Source organism: Pseudomonas sp. ANT_H12B, assembly GCF_008369325.1.
Taxonomy (GTDB): domain Bacteria; phylum Pseudomonadota; class Gammaproteobacteria; order Pseudomonadales; family Pseudomonadaceae; genus Aquipseudomonas.
Map to the genome: position 1 here is coordinate 98668 of NZ_VOBI01000001.1, position 24878 is coordinate 123545.

17 protein-coding genes are annotated in these 24878 nt (G+C 58.3%); 5 read left to right on the forward strand and 12 right to left on the reverse strand.

All coding sequences use genetic code 11. From position 1 onward, the window contains the following. Positions 1–22 precede the first annotated feature (22 nt). Positions 23–1438, forward strand: coding sequence for a GntR family transcriptional regulator MpaR (mapR, locus tag FQ185_RS00455; RefSeq protein WP_149415720.1), 1416 nt, complete (start codon positions 23–25; stop codon positions 1436–1438). A gap of 168 nt (positions 1439–1606) precedes the next feature. On the opposite strand, the gene FQ185_RS00460 is transcribed toward mapR, so the two are convergent. From FQ185_RS00460 to tpx, 9 genes are all read right to left on the reverse strand, one after another. After that, entirely contained in the window at positions 1607–2275 is a 669-nt protein-coding gene (locus FQ185_RS00460) for a hypothetical protein (RefSeq protein ID WP_149415721.1), read from the reverse strand. A gap of 46 nt (positions 2276–2321) precedes the next feature. Further along, positions 2322–2504 carry a hypothetical protein gene (locus tag FQ185_RS00465; protein ID WP_149415722.1) on the reverse strand — a complete coding sequence of 61 codons (183 nt, stop codon included), beginning with the start codon at positions 2502–2504 and terminating at the stop codon, positions 2322–2324. Between the two features lie 285 nt (positions 2505–2789). Next, entirely contained in the window at positions 2790–3536 is a 747-nt protein-coding gene (locus FQ185_RS00470; RefSeq protein ID WP_149415723.1) for an SDR family oxidoreductase, read from the reverse strand. 93 nt (positions 3537–3629) lie between these two features. Then, positions 3630–5711 carry a bifunctional diguanylate cyclase/phosphodiesterase gene (locus tag FQ185_RS00475; RefSeq protein ID WP_149415724.1) on the reverse strand — a complete coding sequence of 694 codons (2082 nt, stop codon included), beginning with the start codon at positions 5709–5711 and terminating at the stop codon, positions 3630–3632. A gap of 293 nt (positions 5712–6004) precedes the next feature. After that, entirely contained in the window at positions 6005–7486 is a 1482-nt protein-coding gene (locus FQ185_RS00480; protein ID WP_149415725.1) for an efflux transporter outer membrane subunit, read from the reverse strand. Continuing rightward, positions 7483–10590, reverse strand: a complete 3108-nt coding sequence (locus FQ185_RS00485) for an efflux RND transporter permease subunit (protein WP_149415726.1) — start codon at positions 10588–10590, stop codon at positions 7483–7485. Before FQ185_RS00485 ends, FQ185_RS00480 begins: the two co-directional genes overlap by 4 nt. Then, positions 10587–13691, reverse strand: a complete 3105-nt coding sequence (locus FQ185_RS00490) for an MdtB/MuxB family multidrug efflux RND transporter permease subunit (protein ID WP_149415727.1) — start codon at positions 13689–13691, stop codon at positions 10587–10589. Before FQ185_RS00490 ends, FQ185_RS00485 begins: the two co-directional genes overlap by 4 nt. Continuing rightward, entirely contained in the window at positions 13688–15004 is a 1317-nt protein-coding gene (locus FQ185_RS00495; protein ID WP_149415728.1) for an MdtA/MuxA family multidrug efflux RND transporter periplasmic adaptor subunit, read from the reverse strand. Before FQ185_RS00495 ends, FQ185_RS00490 begins: the two co-directional genes overlap by 4 nt. Positions 15005–15182: 178 nt before the next feature. After that, a complete protein-coding gene (tpx, locus tag FQ185_RS00500; protein WP_149415729.1) occupies positions 15183–15683 on the reverse strand; it encodes a thiol peroxidase in 501 nt (166 codons plus the stop codon). 444 nt (positions 15684–16127) lie between these two features. On the opposite strand from tpx, the gene FQ185_RS00505 reads away from it, so the two are divergent. Next, positions 16128–16508 carry a YciI family protein gene (locus tag FQ185_RS00505; protein ID WP_149415730.1) on the forward strand — a complete coding sequence of 127 codons (381 nt, stop codon included), beginning with the start codon at positions 16128–16130 and terminating at the stop codon, positions 16506–16508. Between the two features lie 22 nt (positions 16509–16530). Here the strand turns inward: FQ185_RS00505 and FQ185_RS00510 are convergent, their stop codons facing one another. From FQ185_RS00510 to FQ185_RS00520, 3 genes are all read right to left on the reverse strand, one after another. Continuing rightward, on the reverse strand, positions 16531–18075 hold the full coding sequence (locus tag FQ185_RS00510; RefSeq protein WP_149415731.1) for a bacteriocin immunity protein: 1545 nt from the start codon (positions 18073–18075) through the stop codon (positions 16531–16533). Between the two features lie 96 nt (positions 18076–18171). Continuing rightward, on the reverse strand, positions 18172–18447 hold the full coding sequence (locus tag FQ185_RS00515) for a bacteriocin immunity protein (protein ID WP_149415732.1): 276 nt from the start codon (positions 18445–18447) through the stop codon (positions 18172–18174). Beyond that, on the reverse strand, positions 18437–21031 hold the full coding sequence (locus tag FQ185_RS00520) for an S-type pyocin domain-containing protein (protein ID WP_149415733.1): 2595 nt from the start codon (positions 21029–21031) through the stop codon (positions 18437–18439). Before FQ185_RS00520 ends, FQ185_RS00515 begins: the two co-directional genes overlap by 11 nt. 347 nt (positions 21032–21378) lie before the next feature. Between FQ185_RS00520 and FQ185_RS00525 the strand changes: the two genes are divergently transcribed. Genes FQ185_RS00525 through FQ185_RS00535 form a run of 3 tightly spaced genes read left to right on the forward strand, consistent with a single transcriptional unit; the run spans position 21379 to position 24870 of the window. Then, positions 21379–21981: a hypothetical protein gene (locus tag FQ185_RS00525; RefSeq protein ID WP_149415734.1), complete on the forward strand. Its 603-nt coding sequence runs from the start codon at positions 21379–21381 to the stop codon at positions 21979–21981. Between the two features lie 10 nt (positions 21982–21991). Further along, positions 21992–23443, forward strand: a complete 1452-nt coding sequence (locus FQ185_RS00530) for a DUF1254 domain-containing protein (protein ID WP_149415735.1) — start codon at positions 21992–21994, stop codon at positions 23441–23443. 26 nt (positions 23444–23469) lie between these two features. Next, positions 23470–24870 carry a DUF1254 domain-containing protein gene (locus FQ185_RS00535; RefSeq protein WP_149415736.1) on the forward strand — a complete coding sequence of 467 codons (1401 nt, stop codon included), beginning with the start codon at positions 23470–23472 and terminating at the stop codon, positions 24868–24870. Positions 24871–24878: the final 8 nt, after the last annotated feature.

Here is a 24878-nt window from a genome sequence, read left to right on the forward strand (position 1 = left end):
ATAAAATCAATCCGGCCCCTAGATGAAACGCTACGAAAAATTCGCCGACGACATCGCTGAACTGATCCGCTCCGGCGTCCTTGGCCCCGGCCAACGCGTGCCATCGGTGCGCTACGCCAGCCAGACTTACGGGGTCAGCCCATCGACGGTGTTCCAGGCCTATTACCTGCTTGAACGCCGTGGGCTGATCCGCGCTCGACCGCGCTCCGGCTACTTCGTTAACACCCACGCGCCGAGCCCGTTTTCAGAGCCGGTCATCAGCAGCCAGGTCAGCGAATCCACTGAGGTCGACGTCAGCGAACTGGTGTTCTCGGTGCTCGACTCGATCAAGGACCCGAACACCGTGCCCTTCGGCTCGGCGTTCCCCAGCCCTACCCTGTTTCCACTGCAACGGTTGTCCCGCTCCCTGGCCAGTGCCGCCCGGGACATGGACCCGCGCATGGTGGTCACCGACATGTCGCCGGGCAACCCGCAATTGCGTCGCCAGATCGCCCTGCGCTACATGGTTGGCGGCCTGATGCTGCCCATGGAAGAACTGCTGATCACCAACGGTGCCCTCGAAGCCCTGAACCTGTGCCTGCAAGCGGTGACCGAACCCGGCGACCTGGTGGCCATCGAAGCGCCGGCGTTCTATGCCTGCCTGCAAGTGCTGGAACGGTTGAAACTCAAAGCCGTGGAAATCCCCGTGCACCCGCGCGATGGCATCGACCTTGGTGTACTCGCGCAAACCCTGGAGCGGCATCCGATCAAGGCTGTCTGGTGCATGACCAGCTTCCAGAACCCGATGGGCGCCACCATGCCCGAGGCGAAAAAGCGGGAACTGGTGGAGCTGTTGCGCAGCCATCAGGTGCCGCTGATCGAAGATGATGTCTACGCCGAACTCTATTACGGTCAACAGGCGCCAAAGCCGGCCAAGGCCTTCGACACCGAAGGGCTGGTGATGCATTGCGGCTCCTTCGCCAAAAGCCTGGCCCCCGGCTACCGTATCGGCTGGGTCGCCGCCGGACGCTATGCGCAGAAGATCGAACGACTGAAACTCATGACCTCGCTCTGCGCCTCGATGCCGGCCCAGGCTGCCATCGCCGATTACCTGCAACATGGAGGCTACGATCGCCACCTGCGCAAGCTGCGTTATGCCCTTGAAGAACAGCAAAGCGCGATGCTCGCGGCCATTGCCCGCTACTTCCCGGCGCAAACCCGCGTCAGCCAGCCGGCTGGCGGCTACTTTTTGTGGCTGGAGTTGCCGGCGCAGATGGACTCGTTGAAGTTGTTTCAGATGGCATTGGCCCAGGGCATCAGCATCGCGCCGGGGCCGATTTTTTCACCGACGCAAAGGTTCAGGAACTGTATTCGGTTGAATTACGGAAGCCCATGGGATGAGGCTGCGGAGAAGGCGATGGAGACGTTGGGGCGGATTGTGCGTTCGTTAGTGTTATGAATTGAGAAAAGCTTCAATAAAAAAATCCTGCCAGCAGAAGCTGGCAGGACTTTTCTGAAAGATCGTTTGCAACTTGCCCGAAATGACCAGGCACAGCACCGGACTAAAATTATTTAACAATAAGGATCGATATTATTCGCCAGGCTGTTTTTTAATTATTTCCCACACTCAGCCAATGTCGCTCAATTCCATAACACCAGCACCTCTGACCTCTACGTAAAACTGCACAGCCTGCGGATCCCAAACCACATGATCACTTCGCACAAATGTGTCAGCAAAATATTGCTGCCCTTCATTTTCAAGATTTCCTTTATTTTTGTAGAGATAAGTCGGGCCGCCTATCTTGTTTTCTATCGCATTTAATACTGCAAAAACGGTGGTATTTTCCAGTAATCTCACACTTACATCGATTGCCGACTTCCTATCGACATTCAACATTCGCACAACATCCGGAGAGACCTTCTCAAGGTAAAACCGGGAAGGACTACCCTCTTTCAGCACTACGAGATTACGAGTTGATTGCTCTTCGCCGTAGGTATTCTGTATATTTTCCATGCTTAGAAAATACCCATAAAACTTACCGGGTGTTGCAACACGCAACGTATAGCGATCATCTTCCGAACGAAAGTGAATCAATAAAGGCTCGTCCTTTTCCTTATCGGCAACCGTCAGGAACCCGCCTTCACTATGCAGCTGACGACTATACTCCGCACGTTGAGCGGGCGTCAGGCGTGGTCGCTTCAGCCTGTTCTCCATGAGTTGATAATTCAACACCAAAGGTTTTCCTTCAAGGAAAAGATTGGCAATCATCGACTTGCTTTCATCTTCCGCATTCATTTAAATATATCCCTATGTGATATTTGGCATCCTGCCGGCAGACCGCTTAGTTTGCAGCGACATCAGACTCTTCAATCACGTCACGCTTGCGTCGCTCCAGAACCATCTTGTCGGCAAGATTGGCTACATTTACGTATTCTTGAGGAGACGTCAATGCGGAAAAATTACTATAAATATAATTCAGCACCACACCATCCCAAAAAGCAACTTCATCCTTATAAAGATCCATACCATATACTCCGTTATTTTATTTAAATAATTCGCCTCTTGCGAATCAGGCAAAAGAATAAGCAGTTCTTTTTTGAAGCTCAATAGTCATACACCACAAACACAATACAGAGCGTGTCAAAAACTAAAAACACTTCAAAGATCATAAAGAACAACGCGCCTTAAGATACAAGGCGCGCCAACTTGAGAAACAGCAATTAAGGACGGGATAACTTTATAGCTAAAACAGTGATTTATTTTCGAGCCTGATCAACTCGATGATACTCAGGCATTCCAGGCGCCCGTTTCAGCGCCCGCCGCCCAAATCAACAAAAGTCCCCGTCGCATACGACGCCTTGTCCGACAGCAACCAGACAATCGCCTCAGCCACTTCATCCGGCCGTCCACCCCGCGCCATGGGAATCGCGGATTCCAGCTTGCTGACCCGATCCGGATCACCGCTCAGCGCATGGAAATCGGTATAGATGTAACCAGGACGCACGGCGTTGACGCGGATGCCTTCGCCGGCCACTTCCTTGGATAAACCTATGGTGAACGTATCCAGCGCACCCTTGGAGGCCGCGTAGTCGACGTATTCACTTGGGGCGCCCAGACGTGAAGCGACCGATGACACATTGACGATGCTGCCGCCCTGCCCGCCATGCTTGGGCGACATGCGCAGGATCGCGTGTTTGGCGCAGAGGATCGGCGCCAGGACGTTGGTTCTGAGGATTTTGAGAATGCGGAACTCAGACATTTCGTCGACCCGGGACTTGTGCCCGACGGTGCCGGCGTTGTTCACCAGTGCCGTGACCCGGCCCAACTCAGTGTCCACGCGGTGGAACAGCGCGATCACTTCATCTTCGATGCTGACGTCAGCACGCACTGCGATGGCTTGGGCGCCGAGGGCGCGGACTTGCTCCAGCACCGTTTGCGCAGCGGATTCGTCGGCCAGGTAGTTGATGCAGATCCGATAGCCTTGTTCGGCGGCCAACAGGGCTGTGGCGGCACCGATGCCGCGGCTGCCGCCGGTGATGACGATGACTTTGTCCATGCAAGCTTTCCCCTATTCCAAGCGTAAGCAGTCGGGGCCAAGAATAACCGCCATCGCTGGCTTTTGCATGGGCTCACATCAATCACATTGCTTTCAAGCCGTCGCCAGTTGCTCGGCGCGATGAATATCCACCATGAAGCGTTCTGCAGGCAACGGGTGCCCGAGCAGGTATCCCTGCAATGAGTCGCAACCGAGTTGAGTCAGGAAGTCCTGCTGCACGTCGGTTTCCACACCTTCAGCGACAATCCGCAAACCCAGCGCCTGGCCGAGGGCGACGATGGCGGAAACGATGGCGGCGTCATCACTGTCACGCTCCAGATCGCGGACAAATCCCCGGTCGATCTTCAGTTCGTTGGCCGGCAGGCGCTTGAGGTACATCAAACTCGAATAGCCGGTGCCAAAGTCATCGATGGACAGGTCAACGCCCATTTCCGACAGTTCCTGAAGCACCGTCATGCTCGCATCCGCATCGCTCATAGCGGTGGTTTCGGTGATTTCCAGGGTCAGGCTGTTGGCTGGCAAATGGTGCGTAGCCAAGGCTTTGGCGACACTCTGGACCAGTCCCACGTGGCAGAACTGCAAGGCCGAAAGATTCACTGCAATGCGCCAGTCGGTGTAACCGAGCACGTACCACTCGCGCATCTGACGGCAGGCTTCGTTGAGTACCCACTCGCCAATCGGAATGATCAGACCGGTCTTTTCCGCCAGTTCGATGAACTTGTCCGGTAGCAGCATGCCTTGGGTCGGATGCACCCAGCGCAGCAGCGCCTCGGCGCCGACCGGCCGACCGTTGGCGGCATCGAATTTGGGTTGGTAATAGAGACTGAATTGCTGCTGATCCAGAGCGATGCGCAAGTCTTGCAGCAATTGCAGCTGCTTGCGCGCGTTGCTGTTCATCGAGGCATCGAAGAAGCTGTAGCCGTTTTTCCCGGAACCCTTGGCGTGATACATCGCCGCGTCGGCGTTCATCAGCAATTCTTCGGCGGTTTCACCGTTACCCGGATAAAGCGCGATGCCGACGCTGGCGGAAATCTGCAAGTCATTTTCGGCGACCCGGAACGATCGCGCGATCAGCCCAACCTGGCGGGCCGCCAGATTCAATGCATCATTCTGCTCGCCGAGTTGCACCAACAATACGAACTCATCGCCGCCGATCCGCGCGAGGGTGTCCTGGCTGCGCAAGTCCTCGCGCAGGCGCAGGCCCACCTCACGCAACAACAGGTCGCCCATGTGGTGACCGAAGGCGTCATTGACCGGTTTGAAACCGTCCAGATCGATAAACATCAACGCAAAACAGCCGCCTTGCTCCTGCACTAGCGACATCGCCTGATCGATTCGGTCGGCCAGCAACACCCGATTAGGCAGGCCGGTCAGGGTGTCATGCAAGGCCAGTTGGGTCAGTTCGCGGTTAGCCTCGGTCAGTGAGAGGGCAAGGCTTGCCGTACGCGCCTCCAGGCGCGCATCGAGTATCGAGGTGAGCAACGCAATACTCAACACCGCCAGGGTGGTGATCAGCACCAGGTTGTCCAGGCCCTTGCCGTTCAAGCCGTCAACAGCCGCGCCACAGAAGCTGCCATCGGGAAAGCGCGCCGCCGCCATGCCGGTGTAGTGCATGCCGACAATCGCAATCCCCATGATCACCGCCGCGCCGCCACGGATCAGGCCGACATAAGGTGTGTGCTGGCGCAGGCGGAAGGCAATCCACAACGCCGCGCCCGATGCACCTACCGCGATGAGCAGAGAGGCGCCAAACAGCGTCGGGTCGTAATCGATGCCCGGCTGCATGCGCATGGCAGCCATGCCGGTGTAATGCATGGCGCTGATTCCGCTACCCATGACCAGCGCGCCGAACGCCAGTTGCCACGCCGGCAATTGTGGCTGGCTGACCAGCCACAGGGCAAAGCCGCAGGACAAGATCCCGATCAGCAGCGACAGCACCGTGATGCTGACGTCGTAACCGAGGTCAATGGGCAGTTTGAACGCGAGCATACCGATGAAATGCATCGACCACACGCCAACGCCCATGGCAAAGGCACCGCCCGCCGTCCATAGATGCACCGCGCGGCCCTTGGCCGTGGCGATGCGCTCTGTCAGGTCAAGCGCGGTATAGGAGGCGAGAATCGCTACGCAGAGCGAAATGATAACCAGCGTGGGGGAATAGCTACCGATGAGCATGGGACTTCTCGCAACTACCCCACCGTACTGCTTCCGTTCTCGGCGGGGAAAATCGGGCGATTGTACTGATTGCGCAAAAGAACGCACTGACAAAATAAGCAAAGGGCCATCAAGCCGATGAAACGCTTGTTTTAAGGTTTTACATTAACTGCCACCCTGCTCGATGATCGTTCCTACGCTCCGCGTGGGAATGCAGCCCGGGACGCTCTGCGTCCCTTTCGATAGCTGGAACGCGGAGCGTCCCTAGAGGCATTCCCACGCAGAGCGTGGGAACGATCAGTTGAGCGGGCGCTTTACTCTTTTTCGCTCACCTGCAACGCCCCATCCCAGCCACCGCCCAGCGCCGCAATCAGCTGCACACTGGCGATCAAGCGGCTCTGCAACAAGTCCAGCACGTTGCGTTCGTTACTCAGCGCCGTGGCCTGGACCACCACCACCTCCAGATAAGCAATCACCCCGGCCTTGTACTGGTTCTCGGTCAACCGCAGGGACTCACGGGCCGAATCCAGTGCCTGTTGGCGCACCTGGGATTCGTTTTCCAAAACCTTTAGCTGAACCAGGTAATTTTCCACTTCGCGGAAGCCATCGAGCACGGTCTGACGGTATTTGGCCACGGTTTCGTCATAGGCCGCTTCGCTGCGGTCGACTTCCGCCGAGCGTTGGCCGCCGTCGAACAAGGTCATGGCCAGTTGCGGCCCGACCGACCAGAAACGGTTCGGCACGCTGATCCAGTTGGAAGAGGTGCTGCTGCTATAGCCACCGTTCAAACTCAGCGTCAGGTCCGGGTAGTACGCCGCCTTGGCCACGCCGATGTTGGCATTGGCCGCCATCACCGAGCGTTCGGCAGAGGCGATGTCCGGGCGGCGCTCGAGCAGTTGCGAAGGCAGGTTCAGCGGAATCTGCGGCAGTACCGGGATGTCTCGGGTTTCAGCCAGGCTGAACTCGGCCGGTGGCAGACCGATCAGTACGGCAATAGCGTTCTCGAACTGAGCGCGCTGCCAGATCAGATCGATCATGTCAGCCTGAGTGCTTTTAAGTTGAGTCTGCGCCTGGGCCACCGCGTCCTTGCCGGAGACACCCGCGCGGTACTGGTTTTCGGTCATTTTCAGCGAGCGCTGATAGGCCTCGACCGTCGCTTCCAACAGGCGTTTCTGCTCGTCGATCACCCGCAATTGCAAGTAGTTCTGCACCAGTTCCGACTGCTGGCTCAGGCGCATCGCGGCCAGATCGGCGAAGCTCGCTTCGGCGTTGGCAGTGTCGGCCTCCAGTCCACGGCGCAGTTTGCCCCAGACATCGGCTTCCCAACTGACTCCGGCCTGAGCGGTGTAGGTGTCGCGAATACCACTGGAGGAACTGGTCAGGCTCGAACTGCTGCTACCGGTGCCCTGACTGGAGCGGTTCTTCCCGACAGTCAGGTCTACAGTAGGAAAAAACGCACCCCGGGCACTGCGTACCAAGGCCTGAGCCTGGCGGTACTGGGCTTCGGACTGCGCAACGGTCTGGTTGGCGCTGTTGAGTTTTTCGATCAAACCATTGAGCTGCTGATCGCCATACAACTCCCACCACGCACCGCGGGCCAGGGAATCGCTCGGATTGGCCTGACGCCAGCCTGCCGCTTCCTTGTACTGAACCGGCGCGGCGGTTTGCGGGCGCTGGTAATCCGGGCCGATGGCACAGGCGCTGAGCATGGCCACGCACAGTGACAGGCTCAACAAACGCGAGCCTCGGGTCGTGACCAGTGGTGCAGCCAGATTGATAAGCGAACGGTCAGTCATAGCGGAGTTTCCAGAGCAGCATCGGTACGCACCCCACGCCAGTGGTTGAAGCGATGGCGCAGTTTGTCGAGATAGAGGTAAACCACCGGGGTGGTGTAAAGGGTCAGCACCTGACTGAAGATCAGGCCGCCGATGATGGTCAAGCCCAATGGTTGACGCATTTCTGCGCCTTCGGCGCGGCTCAGCAACAACGGCAAGGCGCCGAGAATTGCCGCCAGGGTCGTCATCAGAATCGGCCGCAAACGTTGCAGGCAAGCACTGCGAATCGACTCCAGCGGCGCCATGCCTTGATGGCGTTCGAGCTGCAATGCCAGGTCGATCATCAGAATGGCGTTTTTCTTCACCACGCCGATCAGCAGGAACAACCCGAGCAGCGAGATCAGGCTGAACTCACCGCCCAATGCATAGATCGATAGCAACGCGCCAACCCCGGCCGACGGCAAGGTCGAAAGAATGGTCAGCGGATGGATGTAGCTTTCATACAGCACACCCAGCACCAGATACACCGCGACTAACGCGCCGAGAATCATCCACGGCTGGCTCTTCTGGGTCGCGGCGAAGGCGTCGGCGGTGCCGGACATTTTCGCGATCACGCCTTCGGGCAGGCCGACCTTGGCAATCGCCCGTTCGATAGCGGCGGTGCCCTGCTCCACCGTGACGCCTTCAGCCATGTCGAACGAAATGCTTTCCGAGGCGAACTGGCCTTCGTGGCTGACCCGATCGTCTTCCAGGCTGTTTTCGTAATGGGCGATGGTCGACAGCGGGATCCGCGCGCCGTCAGCGGTGATCACCTGAACCTGCTTGAGGGTGATCGGATCCTGGGCGTATTTCGGATTGACCTCCATGACCACCTGATACTGGTTGAGGCTGTCGTAAATCGTCGAAATCTGCCGCTGACTGTAGGCGTTGTTCAGCACCGAAGTGACCATATCCATGTCGACACCCAGGCGTTTTGCCTGATCGCGATCGACAATCAGTGTCACCTGCTGCGCGCCACGACCTTCGCGAGCATCAATCGCCGTCAGTTCCGGCAATGCCTTGAGCGCCGTCACGACTTTTGGGTACCACTGGCGCAATGCCCCCAGATCACCGCTTTGCAGGATGTAGGAATACTGCGACGTGGTCTGTTCACGACCGCCGCCAAACTGCAGGTCCTGATCCGCCATCAGCATCAGTTGCGCACCAGCGACCTTGGGCATTTCCTTGCGCAGGCGTTCGATGACTTTTTGCGCGGAAAGGTTACGTTCCTTGATCGGCTTCAGGCGTACCAGCATGAAGGCATTGTTGGTGCCGTTGGTGCCACCGATGAAGCCGGCGACGCTTTCTACGGCTTCGTCCTTGAGCACGGCGCGGCGGAAGATCTCCATTTTAGGCTGCATCACGCTGAACGACAGGCCGTCGTCGCCGCGTACAAAACCGATCAGCTGACCGGTGTCTTGCTGAGGCATAAAGGTTTTAGGAACAACCACATACAGAGCAATGTTAACGCCAACTGTCACGATCAGGCTGAGCAAGGTCAGTCGGCGATGGCGCAATACCCAGTCGAGGCTTGTCGCGTATTTGCCGACCATCCACTCGTTGGCTCGCTGGCTCCAGCGTTGCAGACGGTTCTCCTCACCCGGCGTATGCGGCTTGAGCCAACGGGCACAGAGCATCGGCGTCAACGTCAACGAGACGACCAGCGATACCACGATGGACGCCGCCAGTGTGATGGAGAACTCACGGAACAGACTTTCGATGATCCCCCCCATGAACAGAATCGACAGAAATACCGCCACCAGCGAAACGTTCATCGACAGCAACGTGAAACCGACTTCCTCGGCCCCCAGGTACGCGGCCTTCATCGGCGGCACGCCTTTATCGATGTGCCGGGATATGTTCTCCAGCACCACAATAGCGTCGTCCACCACCAGCCCGGTAGCCAGAATCAGCGCCATCAAGGAAAGATTGTTCAGGGAAAAACCGTAGAGGTACATCACGGCAAACGTGCCCACCAGGGACACCGGCACTGCAAGCGTCGGAATCAAGGACGCGCGAAAGTTACCGAGGAACAGGAACACCACCAGAATCACCAGCGCCACGGCGATCAGCAGAGTCATTTCCGCTTCATGCAGGGTGGCCTTGATCACCGGCGAGCGGTCCATCGCCAGGTTCAGCTTGACGCTGGCCGGCAGCACGGCCTGCAACGCCGGCAACTGAGCCTTAATATCGGTGACCGTCTCGATGATGTTGGAGCCCGCCTGGCGGTTGATCACCAGCAGTACTGCCGCGTCATTGTTGAAGAAACCGCTGTTGTAGCGATCTTCGACGCCATCGCTGACCTTCGCCACATCCTTCAGGCGCAGGGCCGCGCCGTCCGCATAGTGAATGATCAGCGACTCGTAATCCTTGGCTTTCTCCAATTGATCGTTGGCCTGCACCTGCCACAGCCGCTGACCGTCTTCGACCGAGCCTTTTGGCCTGCGCACGTTGGCATTGGCGATGGTGTTACGCACATCGTCCAGGGCCACGCCGTATTGGTTAAGCGCCTGGGGTTCGAGTTCGATGCGCACCGCCGGCAAGGAGCTGCCGCCGATCTGTACTTCGCCGACGCCCTGCACCTGGGACAGGCTCTGGGAAAGAATCGTCGAAGCCAAATCGTAGAGCTGGCCTTTTTTCAGTACGTCCGAGGTCAGCGACAACACCATGATCGGCGCTTGGGACGGGTTGACCTTTTTATAGGTCGGCATGCTGCGCATCCCGCTGGGCAGCAGATTGCGCGAGGCGTTGATTGCCGCCTGCACTTCCCGCGCCGCGCCATTGATGTCGCGGTCCAGATCGAACTGCAAAATCACCCGGGTCGAACCCTGGCTGGAACGGCTACTCATGGTATTGATCCCGGCGATAGCGCCGAAGGAACGCTCAAGCGGCGTGGCCACGGTCGAGGCCATCACCTCCGGACTCGCGCCGGGAAGGCTGGCCTGAACCACGATCACCGGAAAGTCCATCTGCGGCAGCGGCGAAACCGGTAACAGACCGAAGCTCACGCCGCCCAGCAGCATGATCGCCAGGCTCAGCAACAGGGTCGCGACCGGGCGCTTGATGAAGGGACCGGAAAGGTTCATGGCTGCTCTACCGGTTCCACAGATTCAGACCTGCGGCCCCAGCGCCGACCGAGACGGTCGAAGTACAGATAGATCACCGGCGTGGTGAACAAGGTCAGCACCTGACTCACCAGCAAACCACCGACCATTACCAGACCCAGCGGCTGACGCAACTCAGCACCGGAACCGGTGGCCAGCATCAACGGGACCGCGCCAAACAACGCCGCGAGCGTGGTCATCAGAATCGGCCGGAAACGCAGCAACGCCGCCTGATAGATCGCTGTCTCCGGGTCCATGCCCTGATTGCGCTCAGCGTCGAGGGCGAAGTCGATCATCATGATCGCGTTCTTTTTCACGATGCCGATCAGCAGGATGATGCCGATGATCGCGATCATCCCCAGGTCATTGCCGCTCAACAGCAACGCCAGCAAGGCCCCGACCGCTGCCGAGGGCAAGGTCGAGAGAATGGTGATCGGGTGGATGTAGCTCTCGTAAAGCACGCCAAGCACGATGTACATGGTCACCACCGCCGCCAGAATCAGCAGCAAGGTGCTCGACAGCGACGCCTGGAAAGCCTCGGCGGCGCCCTGGAACTGAGTCTGCACGCCGATCGGCATGCCGATGTCCTTCTGCACCTGGTCGATGAGTTCCACCGCATGCCCCAGCGCCACGCCGGGCGCGAGGTTGAACGACATCATCACCGCCGGGAACTGGCCGATATGAGTGATCGCCAGTTGCGCCTGACGCTCCTCCATGTGCGCAAGACTGGACAGGCGCACTTGCCCGCCGTCGGTGGTTTTCACGTGAATCTGGTTCAGCGCCTCCGGGCCGATCTTCTCGCCCGACTGCGATTGCAGCACCACGCGGTATTGGCTGGCCTGGGTGTAGATGGTGGAAATCTGCCGCTGACCGAAGGCGTCGTACAGCGCATCGGTGATGTTCGATACCGATACCCCGACCCGCGACGCCGCATCGCGGTCGATCACCAGATAGACCTGCAACCCCTTGTCCTGCAAATCGCTGGCAACATCGGTCAGCTCCGGCCGCTGGGCCAGGGCCTCAACCAGACGCCCGCTCCACAGGCTCAACAATTCGGAATCCGGCGACGACATGCTGAACTGGTACTGCGTACGGCTGACCCGGTCTTCGATGGTCAAATCCTGCACGGGCTGCATGAACAGGCGAATGCCGGTCAGCTTGTCGAGCTCCGGTTGCAGACGGGCAATTACCTCAGTCGCGCTCAGGTCACGGTTGCTGTGGGATTTGAGGTTGATCAGCAAACGACCACTGTTGAGCGTGGAGTTGTCACCGTCCACACCGATGTAGGACGACAGGCTCTCGACTGCCGGATCAGCCAGGATCACCTTGGCCAGTTCCTGCTGCCGCTCGCTCATGGCGGCAAAGGAAATCGACTGCGGCGCCTCGGAAATACCCTGGATCACCCCGGTGTCCTGCACCGGGAAGAAGCCCTTGGGTACGACCATGTACAGAAAAACTGTCAGCGCCAACGTGCCGATGGCCACCATTAATGTCAGCGGTTGATGCTTGAGAACCCACTTTAACTTGCGCCCGTAAGCCGCGATCATCCAATCAATTGTGGCGCCGCTGGCCCGGTAAAAGCGGCCTTGTTCTTCTTCCTTGGGTTCACGCTTGAGCAACCGTGCGCACATCATTGGCGTCAGCGTCAGCGACACCACCAGGGAAATCAGGATCGCCACCGCCAGAGTGATGGCAAATTCGCGGAACAACCGCCCGACCACGTCGGCCATGAACAACAGCGGAATCAATACGGCAATCAGCGACAGGGTCAGGGAAATCAGGGTAAAGCCAATCTGCTTGGCGCCCTTGAGCGCCGCATTCAGGGGGCTGTCGCCCTCTTCGATGTATCGGGAAATGTTCTCCAGCATCACGATCGCATCGTCCACCACGAAACCGGTGGCGATGGTCAGGGCCATCAGGGTCAGGTTATTGACCGAGAAGCCCGCCAGGTACATCACGCCGAAGGTGCCGATCAGCGACAACGGCACGGCCACCGACGGAATGATCGTGGCGCTGGCCCGACGCAAGAAGAGGAACGTGACCATGACCACCAACGCGATGGCGATCAACAATTCATGTTGCACGTCGGTGACAGAGGCACGGATGGTCTGGGTGCGGTCGGTGAGGACCGTGACTTCGAGGCCGGCCGGCAGGTTGTCGGTAATGCTCGGCAACAACGCCTTGATCCGGTCGACCACTTCGATAACGTTGGCGCCGGGCTGACGCTGGATGTTCAGCAACACCGCCTGGTTTTCATTCGCCCAGGCTGCCAGACGTTCGTTTTCGGCGCCGTCGACGATCTCCGCCACATCTTTGAGCCGCAACGGCGCGCCGTTGGCGTAGGCCAAAATCAGGTTGGCGTAGTCCTTGGGTGAGGTCAGCTGGTCGTTGGCATCGAGCATCGACACCCGGGTCGGGCCGTCGAAGTTGCCTTTGGGCTGGTTGACGTTGGACGCGCCGACCAAGGTGCGCACATCTGACAGGTTCAAACCATTGGCCGCCAGGGCCTCGGGGTTGACCTTGATTCGCACCGCCTGACGCTGGCCGCCGGCAATGCTGACCATGCCGACGCCGCTGATCTGAGCGATTTTCTGCGCCATGCGCGTGTCGACCAGATCATTGAGCTTGGGCAACAACATCGTCCTGGAGGTAATGGCCAGGGTCAGCACCGGCGTATCTGCCGGGTTGACCTTGTTGTACACCGGGGGGGCCGGCAAGTCCTTGGGCAGCAAATTGGTTGCGGCGTTGATGGCCGCCTGTACCTGCTGCTCGGCGACGTCCATGTTGATGTCGAGGCTGAAACGCAGGGTCAGTACCGAGGCGCCGCCGGAGCTGGTCGAGGCCATTTGGGTCAGGCCGGGCATCTGCCCGAATTGACGCTCAAGGGGCGCGGTCACGGCGCTGGTCATGACATCCGGGCTGGCGCCGGGGTAAAGCGTCATGACGCGGATAGTCGGGTAATCGACCTGAGGCAATGCCGACACCGGCAACAACCGATAGGCGATCACGCCGGCCAGAATAATGGCCAGCATGCTCAGGGTGGTGGCTACCGGGCGAAGGATGAACAGCCGCGAGATGTTCATGCGCCGCCCTTTTTCGCCTTGTCGGTGGCGGTCGCATCAGGCGTAGTGGCGGCCGACTTGCCTTGCAGGTGCCCGGCCGGGGTGGCCGGCACGTCTTTGCTGTCGTTGACCACTTCCACTTCGCTGCCATCCTTGAGGCGGTCGGTGCCTTCCAGGACGACGCGATCACCCGCGGCCAGGCCTTCGGTGATCACGGTGTTTTCACCGTCACTGGCGCCGATTTTCAGCTGACGGATCGTCACCTTCTTGTCGCCATCCAGGGCGTAGACAAACGTGCCGTTGGTGCCGAACTGGATCGCTGCCGAGGGTGCGAGCACCACGTCTTTGAGGGTATCGGCCAGCAGGTGGACGTTGACGAACTGGTTGGGGAACAGCGCTTGATCGCGGTTCTCGTAGCGCGCCTTGAATTTAAGGGTGCCGGTGGTGACGTCGATCTGGTTGTCCAGGCTCTGCAAAACGCCGGTGGCCTGCAACTTGGTGTCGCCGCGGTCCCAGGCTTCTGCCGGCAGCTTGGCACCGGTGCGATAGCGGGCCAGCACAACGTCAAGGGTGTTTTCCGGCAAGGTGAAGGCGACGCTGATCGGCTGGGTCTGGGTGATGATCGCCAGCGCGGCGGTGTCGTTGGCGGCCACAAGGTTGCCGACGTCCAACTGACGCAGGCCTACACGCCCGGTGATCGGGGCGCGGATCTTGGTGAATTCGAGATTAAGCTTGGCGTCGTTGACCGCTGCCTGATTAGTTTTCACGGTGCCCTGATACTGGCCCACCAGCGCTTCGGCAGTGTCCAGGGTCTGCTTGGCGATGCTGTCTTCGCGGTACAGGCCGCGGTAGCGCTCGACATCGACCTGGGCGTTTTTCAGTTGCGCCTGATTCTGCAGCAAGGTGCCTTCGGCCTGAAGCAAGGCGTTCTGGTAAGGACGCGGATCGATCTCGGCCAACAAGTCGCCGGCCTTGACCATCTGCCCTTCTTCAAAGGAGATCTTCATCAATTCGCCGCCAACTCGGCTGCGCACATTGATGGTGTTCAGCGCGGTGACGGTGCCCAGCGCCTTGTAATACAACGGAAAGTCGCCTTTGACTGCCGGCGCCACACGCACCGGGACCGGTCCGGACGCGCCACCGAAACCCGGGCGCATCCCCCCTGACCTGCCGGTGTGCCCGGCAACGGCTTTTTGCCCGGCACCGTCTTTTGGCGTAGCGCTGCCGGGCCAGAATTTCCAGCACAGGCCAGCGATGACCAACAGGACAAGCAGGCCAAACAGCCAGCGACGGGGGCTACGGGGAGCGGAGGATTGCATTGAATGATCAACCATTGGGCGCGCGGGCTTCTTTTACAGGAGGCTGAACGATAAGCACTGGCGGGGATTAAGCAAAGCGCCTTTACCGGCAATTTACCTTCGTCTTACGTAACAGGAGTTTTATCTAAGACACTGAAGCACAAATGAAAACGGCCTGGACAGGGCCAGGCCGTTAACAATTGTAATGCTTTACTTATTTCAGAACGGCAAGTGCCGCTTCGTAGTTCGGTTCGTCAGCGATTTCCTTGACCAGTTCGCTGTGCAGGACGTTGTCGTTTTCGTCCAGAACCACGACGGCACGGGCAGTCAGGCCTTTGAGTGGGCCATCAGCGATGGCCACGCCGTAGTTCTCGATGAACTCGGCACCGCGCAGGGTCGACAGGTTCTGTACGTTTTCCAGACCTTCGGCGCCGCAGAAACGCGCTTGTGCGAACGGCAAGTCAGCGGAGATGCACAGCACGACAGTGTTGGCGATGTCACTGGCCTGAGCGTTGAACTTGCGAACCGACGTGGCGCAGGTCGGGGTGTCGACGCTTGGGAAGATGTTCAGCACTTTGCGCTTGCCGGCGAAGCTCGCCAGGGTCACGTCGGACAGATTGCCGGCAACCAGGGAAAAGGCTGGCGCCTTGGAACCGGCTTGTGGCAGTTGGCCGTTGACTTGAACCGGGGAGCCTTTAAGAGTGACTTGAGCCATGAACTGAGTCCTTCTGAACGTTGTTGATGAGAATTTTGAAGAGGCCGAAGTTAACCACGAAATTGTCCGACGACCTATGCCCGGATACAAATTGTGATGTGTTGTCGCACCAATTGGATACAACTTTGGCAACCAACACAAAACCTTGTGGGAGTGAGCTCGCGATGGCGAACTGACAGTCACCCCATATGTTGAATGTTTTACCGCTATCGCGAGCAAGCTCGCTCCCACAGGACCGCATACAGGCGGCTTCAGCAAATTGCGGTGTCCAGCGTACCCCCCCTCACCCACTCCAACACGGTATTCATGACGAAAGGCGCGCATCGGTCGTTGATCCCGGATGTCGAAAACAAGTCGGATTCTTCTTCCGTTAAAAACCCTGTCGATTGGGTGCACCGCCATTCGACTAGACAATGAATCACTCAATCCAGCGGAGATAAGACCATGCGATTCATGATCATTGTGAAAGCCAGCCAGGACTCCGAGGCCGGTGTGTTGCCCAGCGAGGAGTTGATGACCGCGATGGGCAATTTCAACGAAGAACTGGCCAAGGCCGGCATCCTCATCGACTGCGATGGCCTGCAACCGAGCAGCAAAGGCGCCCGCGTGCGTTTCTCGGGTGACAAACGCACGGTGATTGATGGCCCGTTCGCCGAAACCAAGGAGCTGATCGCCGGCTATTGGCTGTGGCAGGTGAAATCAAAGCAAGAAGCAATCGAGTGGGTCAAGCGATGCCCTAACCCGATGCCAGGCAGCGACGCCGAGATCGAGATTCGCCAGGTGTACGAGGCCGAGGATTTCGGGGCTTGTCATCGACAGACGTGATCGCGCGTTTGGCGCTCACCCACTAAACCGGGTACTCACGCCGGTCCCTGAACATGACGTAAAGCGGGTCCAAACCTGACTCAGGCGGGAAGACCACAACATAGTCATCGAACTGAATCGCTTTGATATCGCTGAACGGTTCCAATAGTGGCGCGGACGGAGATTGCAGGAATCCCAACCTGTATTCCGGCGCTGGCGCCAGGTCAGGAATGTTTTCAAGGGTGCCTGGCGCAATCCAACTGATCGTTACCGGTGCCACTCCGTCGGCAGTGAAACGGAACGCGTGCAGATGCTCATCCCAAACGGCAGCACGTACTCGGACAGTTGATGGCAACACATTGCCATTGGTGGGTGTGAGAACGACCTGTAGCAACATCGTTATTTCTCTCAGACCTCTGATCAGGGTGCCCGCGGGTACGGAGCAAGAACCGCTGCTGACTCTAAAAGGAATGTCGACTTCGGCCTGAGTCATGGCCAATCTTTGCCAGTCCTGCCCCTCAATCGGCAGCAATTCGACAAGGGGGATGCTCAACCCATAGACCTCGGTTTCCGCACGACTGGAAAAATCAAATTGCAGGACCGCTGCGTACTGCCCCAAATGACTGTCGGTCGCGGCTGTAATCTGCCACGTGAACTCCGCAACGGCCGAGCGTATGGCTTTTTGCAGGGCGACCCGATGAGTTTCCAATGGCTGCGACAAAGCACCATTGAGCAAAACACTGGGACGCGAATTAACAAAACCCAGTGGCGCTGTAAGAAGGCCCGGAGCCTGGGTTGGCCCAACACCCTCCAGACGGCGTTGGCGAACCAGTTGCGTTTGCGCGTTGATCAGTAACGCTTCGGCCTCGACTTGCAGGCCTTGCAGACGCTGCTTGATGGCGCTCAACGTCGTCAAATAGTGCGCCTCAGTGGCGGTGATCTGCTGGAGGATGTTTTGCCACTGTGCTTGCTCGACGCGGCTGTAAGTCAGATCGCGCTGGGCAGCTTCTCTTTTGAACCTGAGCCTCATTTCCCAGAACTCGTAAAGCCTGACCGCCAGACGCGATTCAAATTCAGCAGTTTCGAGACCACGGATGCCCGCCTCACGCCCACGGATGTCTACATCAGCGCTCTGTTGACTACGCAGATGCCTGATACGTCGCTCGAAAAGGCCGAACGCAGGTTCTAGAACCTGCTTCGAAGCCGCGACGTCTACGGCGACTTTTTGTACCTCGGCCAGACTTTGAGCTATCCGCAGTTGCGTCACCTGCGCAAAAGTCATCGGCGTAGACGGCCATGCGGCAACGGGTGCCCGAACGGGAACTCCCTCGCCCTTGAATGCGGGCACTCCCCGTTTGTGGTGCCAGTCTTTGACGTAGTACATGACCGAGCCCGTGCTGGTGCCGCTGTAATCATTCTCTGCGGGATAGAACAACAAGTCTGCGCCTTTGGGGTGGCCAACGATCTGGTCGAAATGATTGATCAATCGGTCGTGGTCCTGTTTGGGTAAGTCGACGGCCCAGATTCTGTTTACCAGAGCCTGGAATTCCGGCTCGGTGTAATCCTTGAGCGTTGCTTTAAGTTCCATCTTTGGTTCTTCCTTTTGTCTTTTGGCAAACTTCCGAAGAGACTGGCACCTGCTCATTTCCTTATGAGCAGGTGCCAGTTAGTCATGGGTGGCAAGTTACTCGGGTTTGAAACCAGGTTTGTTATTGGCTGCCCGCCACTTTTTGACTTCTTTCAGAATCCCTTCGGGACTGTCCTCCTGACCGTCCTTGGGATAGAAAATGACGTCTGATCGGTCTGGGTGTTCGGTGATTAACTCAAAATGGACCAACAGGCTATCCAGATAAGCCTCCAACTCTTCTCCCTCCAATTCATCCGGATAATTATTAAACCCTTGTAAAAAAGTCAAAAATTCCGCTTCTGTATAGTCTTCCAACTTCTTTTTAAAGATCATTTTCTTTTTTTCCTCCATGCAATTGGATGTGCCGCTTGGGTGTCATCACTAAGATGTTATCCATCCCATACACCTCCCCACCGTCTGCAATTCCAACTTCGTGGTGAAGCTCAAACGTTTTGCGACCACCAACCTGATCAGCAGCCAAAGGGTATGGAGAAAGGCCTGATCGCATTCTTTTTAAATTGTGAACACTAAACTGTTTGCTCAATGCCACATCCTCTGCAACAGCCTTCCAAAACGCCCGTCTGAACCCATGGAAATCCCTGAACTCCTGCCACCGCAATTGATCCGCAATGTGCGAAGGAATCGGTGCACCCACTCCCCTCGCATCATCCCCTAACCAAACCTCCGAGGCATGAGATCCCCAACCTGTCGCAGTCCCCGGATCATCTCGCCGATCAAGAAACAGAACATCCGGCGACGGCAGTTCCATATCCCCCGGATACCCAGGAATACTGGCACCAATCTGCCCTTCGTCAACAGCCGGAAACGTCTCGTTTTGCGGTAGGACGGGGATGGCAGGTGCGCCCGGATAAACCGCAGCAATCGGTGGTGTGATCGGCGAGGTCGTTGGCCCGAGATGTTCGATGCCTGGTGGAACCAAAGGGGTCCAGGTACCGCCTCCCACGGGGCGAATCGGCCAGGGTGGAACCGCCGGAGTAATCCCCAGTCGCCCCTGGGTACTTTGCGGTGTGGTGATACTTATTTTGTCGAGGTTGAAGGGGTTCGCCCCGAGTTCTGCCCGCTCCTGATAACGCAGCTCGAATTCACGCCGTTCACCGACCCAAGTGCTTTTCGGCGCGTAAGGTGCAAAGCCTTGTTCGAGGCGTTTTTTGTTCACCTCATCGAATTCGGCGACAAGCGCCGGATGTTCGCCAACCGTGCGCCACAGCGCTTGATCGAAGGCGCTGAACGACGGGATTTCCCGACCTCGGAACTGATCGCCAATCTGCACGGGAATGGCCGCACCCAGGGCCTGGCTTGCGGCTTTCCACCAATCATTCGCAGCAGGTTGACCGGTCCCGGTGACAACGCCCGAGCCCATGGGCGGCAGGTTGAAGGACAGGTACGTCGGTGGCAGGCCCGGCACGCAAACGATGCAATCCTGAATACGCAAGTCGACACCCGCCGGGATGTCCTGGATCTGCGGTGCCATCACCGCCAGGCCGGCTTGGTCAGAAGTGGTCACCTGAGGTGTGGACTCGGGTGTGAACTGCAGGAGTCGTGGCGGTGAACCCGGGACCTCGGCGCTGTAGACACCGGTCAGCGGGTCAAGTACGGCATTGATGACCGGTACACGAGCGTCCACTTCACCACCGGTGCTGGTGACGATAATCGCGGTACCTTCCGGCACAGCTTCGGGTTTGAGCCGGTACGCCACCTCCGCCGAACCGCCCGCATCTGCGATTGACTGCAGCGCCCGACTGTCAGTAAAACCCAGCGCTTGGGCCGGAACGCCAATGCCCTGCAACAAACGCCCGCGCTGTTCCGTAGTCAACTCGCCATTGCCAAGGGTTGGCGAATAAAACATTGCAGTGACAAATACCGGCCCTGTCCTGACTACGATGCGTCCGGCATCGATGAGGGTGTCGATGGCAGCCTGGACAGCCCTTTCAAGTGCAGCGGCGACGTCTTGCGCAACCAACACGCTTTCTCGAGTCAAAAACATTCCGCCAGCGGCCACCGAAGTTACCGGCGCCGTCAGCGTTTTGGCCTGCCTGACCCGTTCAATCCGCGCATCTTCATCGACTTGCTGCTTGAACCGAACTCGCGCTTCGCGCTGCTCGACGAACTGCCGCTGTGCTTCCCAGATGGCCTCCCGCTTACGCCAGACAATGGTCTGCTCGGCGTGGTGCTCGGCCAGCGCAATGGATTTACCCGTGAGAGCGCTTAGCTGTGCAGATAGCTGTCGAGCTTCATGGGCTGCGTTGTAGGCGTTTTCCCATGTCTGGTGACCGTGAACGAGCGCCTCGCCGAATTGCTCCAGTCGGGCCCGGTAATCGTTCACCGTGCGGGTGAGTGGATCGTGCCCATCGAATGATCGGGCAATCGCGTTCTTTGCGTTCAGTTCTGCCGTTTTGCGGGTGATCAGCCCATCGATTTCTTGTTTTTTTCTGGTGATGTTGTGAAGCTGCAAGCGCTCGCTCAAGTGGATATCGGGCGGTCGTCGCGCCGCCAGGACTTCCTGCTCAAGGGCGGGCGCAAGTTGCGCTGACCGGGCAGCAAAACGTTGGTCTACCTCGACTCTTACAGCGGTATGACGCTGCGTCAGCCCCGCGAGTTGATGATGCCGGGCCTGCACGCGAGCCTGTTCCTGCGCTTGTGCAGCGGCAGCCTGTGCTTGTGCAGCCTCGGCTTGCGCCTGAGCCGCTGCTTGCGCACTCGCTTGTTCCCTTGCCTTACGATCAGCTTCTATGGCTCGCTTTCGGGCTTTTCGCTTTCCCTTGCTGGTTTTACCAAAGCCACCTGAAACCCCACCGCCGCCACCGAAACCGCCCCCCGAACCGCCACCCGAAGCGGGTGGTCCCGACCTGATGACAACGCTCCCTGATGATCCATCGTTAAATGTGTTTTGTGCCATACAGTCACTCCTTGTCTGTAGGGCACAGCATGTCGATGAGTTAATGGTCTGGTGCGGTACATATTTATGTCGGTGGGATTCGGTGCAATAGGTGGGACCACCGCGTCATCGTTTTTCGCGGGCAAGCCTTGCTCCTACAGATCAAGGGCGATGCCTGCCTGTGATTATTTTTCGAGCTATGCTCCCCAACCCATGATTCGCATTAACTTTTTAGTTCGACTGGCGAACCCGAAGTTAGCTGCTAATTTCAACAGACGTGTCCTAAAGGATTGATAGGAAAGAGATTACGCAGTAACGGCCGAGAAGTGCCGAGTCGTCCAATGAGGCCACCAAGGAACCGGGGAAGCATGTCGATGAAATTGGCAGTACACGTCTTGGTGTTGGCGGCATCGGTTGCGCCTGTTGTTTGTGCCCACGCGGACAACGCCGATACCGCCAATAAAAGTAACAATCCGCTGAACCTGGCGCCCGGCGCCAACCTTCAGGATTACTACACGCCCAAGCTGTTCGACAGCAATGCCCACATCGGCCCGCAGATCACCGCGCCCACTGCCGATCAGGACGAACTGGGTACCGGCAAATGGCAAGCAGGCCTGGCCGCGATAGCGATTGATTCATCGCCTCGCGGTTTGCTCGGTGCGCTGGTGCAATACCAGAGCTCCTTCGCCGGCGACCACGATCGCGCCCACGTCGAAACGACCACGCTGCAACCCGTCATCATTCATAACCTGGAAAAAGGCTGGTACCTGCGCTCGACCGGCACCTGGACCTTCGACCTGAAAAACAACCCCCATTACATCCCACTCGGTTTGGGTGGCGGCAAAGTGTGGAAATCCGGCTCCAATATCCTCAACGCCTTCATCGAACCGCAGTGGACCGTGGAGCGCAAAGGCGGTGGCCTGCCGAAATTCACGTTGTTCACCGGGACCAATGTCACGTTCGGCAACTAAGGATTTTTATATGCACTTTGTGATTCGCGCAGCCGGTTTCAGCCTGATGACCCTGTTCGTCAGTTGCGGCGTCGGCGCCCAGGACCTTGATACCCGCCTCGGCAAAATCGCGATGGAAGGCGAACTGCCGGCCCATGAGTCCGTTGCCAAACTGTACGCCGAACTGGATTTCCAACAGGCGACCCAGAGTTATTTGTGGGCGTTGCCGTTGGTGTCCTACGCACAATGGCAGGAAGCATTTCGCGACAAGCTGGGTGCCCAAAGCGGCGACCTGATGGTGCTCAACAATTACCAAGACAAGCTCGGCGTGATCACCGCCAACGCCACCACACCGTACATCCTCGGCTTCGTCGACCTTAATGAAACCGGCCCGTTGGTGATCGAGCTGCCACCCGGCCCGACGGCAGGCGGCATCGGTGATTTCTGGCAACGGGCGATCATCGACATGGGCCAGACCGGGCCGGACAAAGGCAAGGGAGGCAAGTACCTGGTCCTGCCACCGGGTGCAGAGCCACCGGCCGACGCCGGCAAGTATTACCTCGCCAAATCGGAAACCATGAACGTGCTGGTGGGCTTTCGTGTCCTCGATCCGGACCCGGCCAAAGGCAAGGCGCTGGTCGAACAGTTCAAGATGTACCCGTACGCCAAACGCGCCACACCCGCCACAACCAAACTGCTCTCCCCCGGCGGCAAAGCCTGGTCCGGTACCCAACCACGCGGCCTGGCCTATTGGGAACGCTTGCACCAGATCATCCAGAAAGAACCGGTCAACGAACGTGACCGCTTCTACATGGCGATGCTCGCCAGCCTGGGCATCGAGAAGGACAAACCCTTCAACCCCAACGACAACCAACGCAAGGCACTGGAACAAGGTGCGCAAATCGGCGAGCTGATCGCCAAGGCCAACACCTTCGCCAAGCGTTTCCCCGATGCGCAGTACTGGCCGGACCGCCAGTGGGACACCGTGTTGAACATCGCCGAGCCGTCGCAACGCGTGGCTTATTACGACCAACTGTGGGAACGCAGCGCCTGGTTCTATGAAGCGGTGACCAACACCAAAGGCATGGTCTCCAAAACCCCCGGCCTGGGCCAGACCTACCTCGGCGCCTACACCGACAGCAAGGGCAACTGGCTCGACGGCGCCAAGAGCTATCGCCTGCACGTCGGCGCCAATCCCCCGGCCAAGCAGTTCTGGTCGATGACTGTTTATGACATCGACAGTCGCTGCCTGATCGACAACCCCCAGCGCAAGGCCGATCTGTCATCCCGTCAGGACCTGAAAAAGAACGCCGATGGCTCGGTGGACCTGTATTTCGGCCCAACCGCGCCTAAAGGTTTCGAAAACAACTGGGTGCAAACCGTGCCGGGTAAACACTGGTTCAGCTACTTCCGTTTGTACGCCCCCACCGAAGCCTACTTCGACAAAAGCTGGAAGCTCGACGACATCACGGCCGTGGAATGACGCCCATTGCTTCAAAAGGAAGTCTTATGAAGAACCGCCTGTTGCTCACCGCACTCTCTCTGACCCTGAGCACCAGCGTCTGGGCCGATTTCACTGCCACCCCGCAAGAGGCCCGAGGCATCGCCAAGGAAGCCTACCTCTATGGCTTTCCGATAGTGGAGATGTACAAGACTCTCTACACCCAGACCGTGGACGAAAAGAGCCCGAACTTCGAGGCGCCATTCAACCAGATCGGCAATACCGCCAAAGCGTTCACCGCGAGGGACACCGCGTTTGTCACCCCGAACGCCGACACACCCTATTCGTTTGTCTGGATGGACCTGCGCTCCGAACCCGTGGTGCTGACTCTCCCGCCCATCGAGGAGCACCGTTACTACTCGGTGCAATTGATCGACGCCTACACGCAAAACTTTGGGTACCTGGGCACTCGCAGCACCGGCAACAACGGTGGCAATTTCATGATCGCCGGGCCGAATTGGCAAGGTCAGCAACCGGAGAAAATCGACCGGTTGCTGCGCAGCGAAACTGACATCGCTTATGCGCTGTATCGCACACAGCTGTTCGACAAGAAAGACCTGGCCAACGTCAGACATATCCAGGAGGGTTACACGGTCGAGCCGCTGAGCAACTACGTCGGGGAACAGGCTCCGGCGCCCGCACCGACCGTCGACTGGCCGAAACCGGCGCCCACCATGAGCGACACCCCGGACCTGTTCCGCTACCTCAGTTTCATGCTGGCCTTCGCCCCAGCGCAGAGTGTGGAAAAAGACCTGCTCGGGCGCTTCAAGAAAATCGGCATCGAAGCCGGCAAGCCTTTCACGCTCCAGAAGTTCAGCGACGAACAGCGCAAAGCCCTGGAGGATGGCATCGCGGATGCCAAAGCCGAGTTCGCCCAGTTCAAAAGAAACAAAGTCGATACCCACCAGGTCTCCAATGGTGACCTGTTCGGCACCCGCGACCACCTCAATGGCAACTACCTGTACCGCTACGCCGGCGCCAACATGGGCATCTTCGGCAACTCCGCCGAGGAGGCAAACTACATCGGCTACTTCGTCGACAAGGATGGCCAGCCAGTCGATGCCTCGAAGCACGATTACACCCTGCATTTCGACAAAGGCGCCCTGCCCCCGGCCGACGCGTTCTGGTCGCTGACCCTGTACAACGCGAAGAACAAATTACTGGTGGCCAACCCGCTGAATCGTTACCTGATCAACTCGCGCATGTTGCCCGATCTCAAGCTCGACGCCGACGGTGGCCTGACGCTTTACGTGCAGAACAAGGCGCCGGCCAAAGACCTGCAAAGCAACTGGCTGCCGGCGCCGAACGGACCGTTCTATGGGGCCTTGCGTCTGTACCTGCCAAAACCGGAAGTCGCCAATGGCCAATGGAAAATGCCGCTGCTGACCCCCGTAAACCAACAACAGTAAGCGGAGTC

Excerpts from the sequence above, each read along its gene's own strand:
- mapR (WP_149415720.1), top strand. The coding sequence starts at position 23 with ATGAAACGCTACGAAAAATTCGCCGACGACATCGCTGAACTGATCCGC.
- FQ185_RS00460 (WP_149415721.1), bottom strand. The coding sequence starts at position 2,275 with ATGAATGCGGAAGATGAAAGCAAGTCGATGATTGCCAATCTTTTCCTT.
- FQ185_RS00465 (WP_149415722.1), bottom strand. The coding sequence starts at position 2,504 with ATGGATCTTTATAAGGATGAAGTTGCTTTTTGGGATGGTGTGGTGCTG.
- FQ185_RS00470 (WP_149415723.1), bottom strand. The coding sequence starts at position 3,536 with ATGGACAAAGTCATCGTCATCACCGGCGGCAGCCGCGGCATCGGTGCC.
- FQ185_RS00475 (WP_149415724.1), bottom strand. The coding sequence starts at position 5,711 with ATGCTCATCGGTAGCTATTCCCCCACGCTGGTTATCATTTCGCTCTGC.
- FQ185_RS00480 (WP_149415725.1), bottom strand. The coding sequence starts at position 7,486 with ATGACTGACCGTTCGCTTATCAATCTGGCTGCACCACTGGTCACGACC.
- FQ185_RS00485 (WP_149415726.1), bottom strand. The coding sequence starts at position 10,590 with ATGAACCTTTCCGGTCCCTTCATCAAGCGCCCGGTCGCGACCCTGTTG.
- FQ185_RS00490 (WP_149415727.1), bottom strand. The coding sequence starts at position 13,691 with ATGAACATCTCGCGGCTGTTCATCCTTCGCCCGGTAGCCACCACCCTG.
- FQ185_RS00495 (WP_149415728.1), bottom strand. The coding sequence starts at position 15,004 with ATGGTTGATCATTCAATGCAATCCTCCGCTCCCCGTAGCCCCCGTCGC.
- tpx (WP_149415729.1), bottom strand. The coding sequence starts at position 15,683 with ATGGCTCAAGTCACTCTTAAAGGCTCCCCGGTTCAAGTCAACGGCCAA.
- FQ185_RS00505 (WP_149415730.1), top strand. The coding sequence starts at position 16,128 with ATGCGATTCATGATCATTGTGAAAGCCAGCCAGGACTCCGAGGCCGGT.
- FQ185_RS00510 (WP_149415731.1), bottom strand. The coding sequence starts at position 18,075 with ATGGAACTTAAAGCAACGCTCAAGGATTACACCGAGCCGGAATTCCAG.
- FQ185_RS00515 (WP_149415732.1), bottom strand. The coding sequence starts at position 18,447 with ATGATCTTTAAAAAGAAGTTGGAAGACTATACAGAAGCGGAATTTTTG.
- FQ185_RS00520 (WP_149415733.1), bottom strand. The coding sequence starts at position 21,031 with ATGGCACAAAACACATTTAACGATGGATCATCAGGGAGCGTTGTCATC.
- FQ185_RS00525 (WP_149415734.1), top strand. The coding sequence starts at position 21,379 with ATGTCGATGAAATTGGCAGTACACGTCTTGGTGTTGGCGGCATCGGTT.
- FQ185_RS00530 (WP_149415735.1), top strand. The coding sequence starts at position 21,992 with ATGCACTTTGTGATTCGCGCAGCCGGTTTCAGCCTGATGACCCTGTTC.
- FQ185_RS00535 (WP_149415736.1), top strand. The coding sequence starts at position 23,470 with ATGAAGAACCGCCTGTTGCTCACCGCACTCTCTCTGACCCTGAGCACC.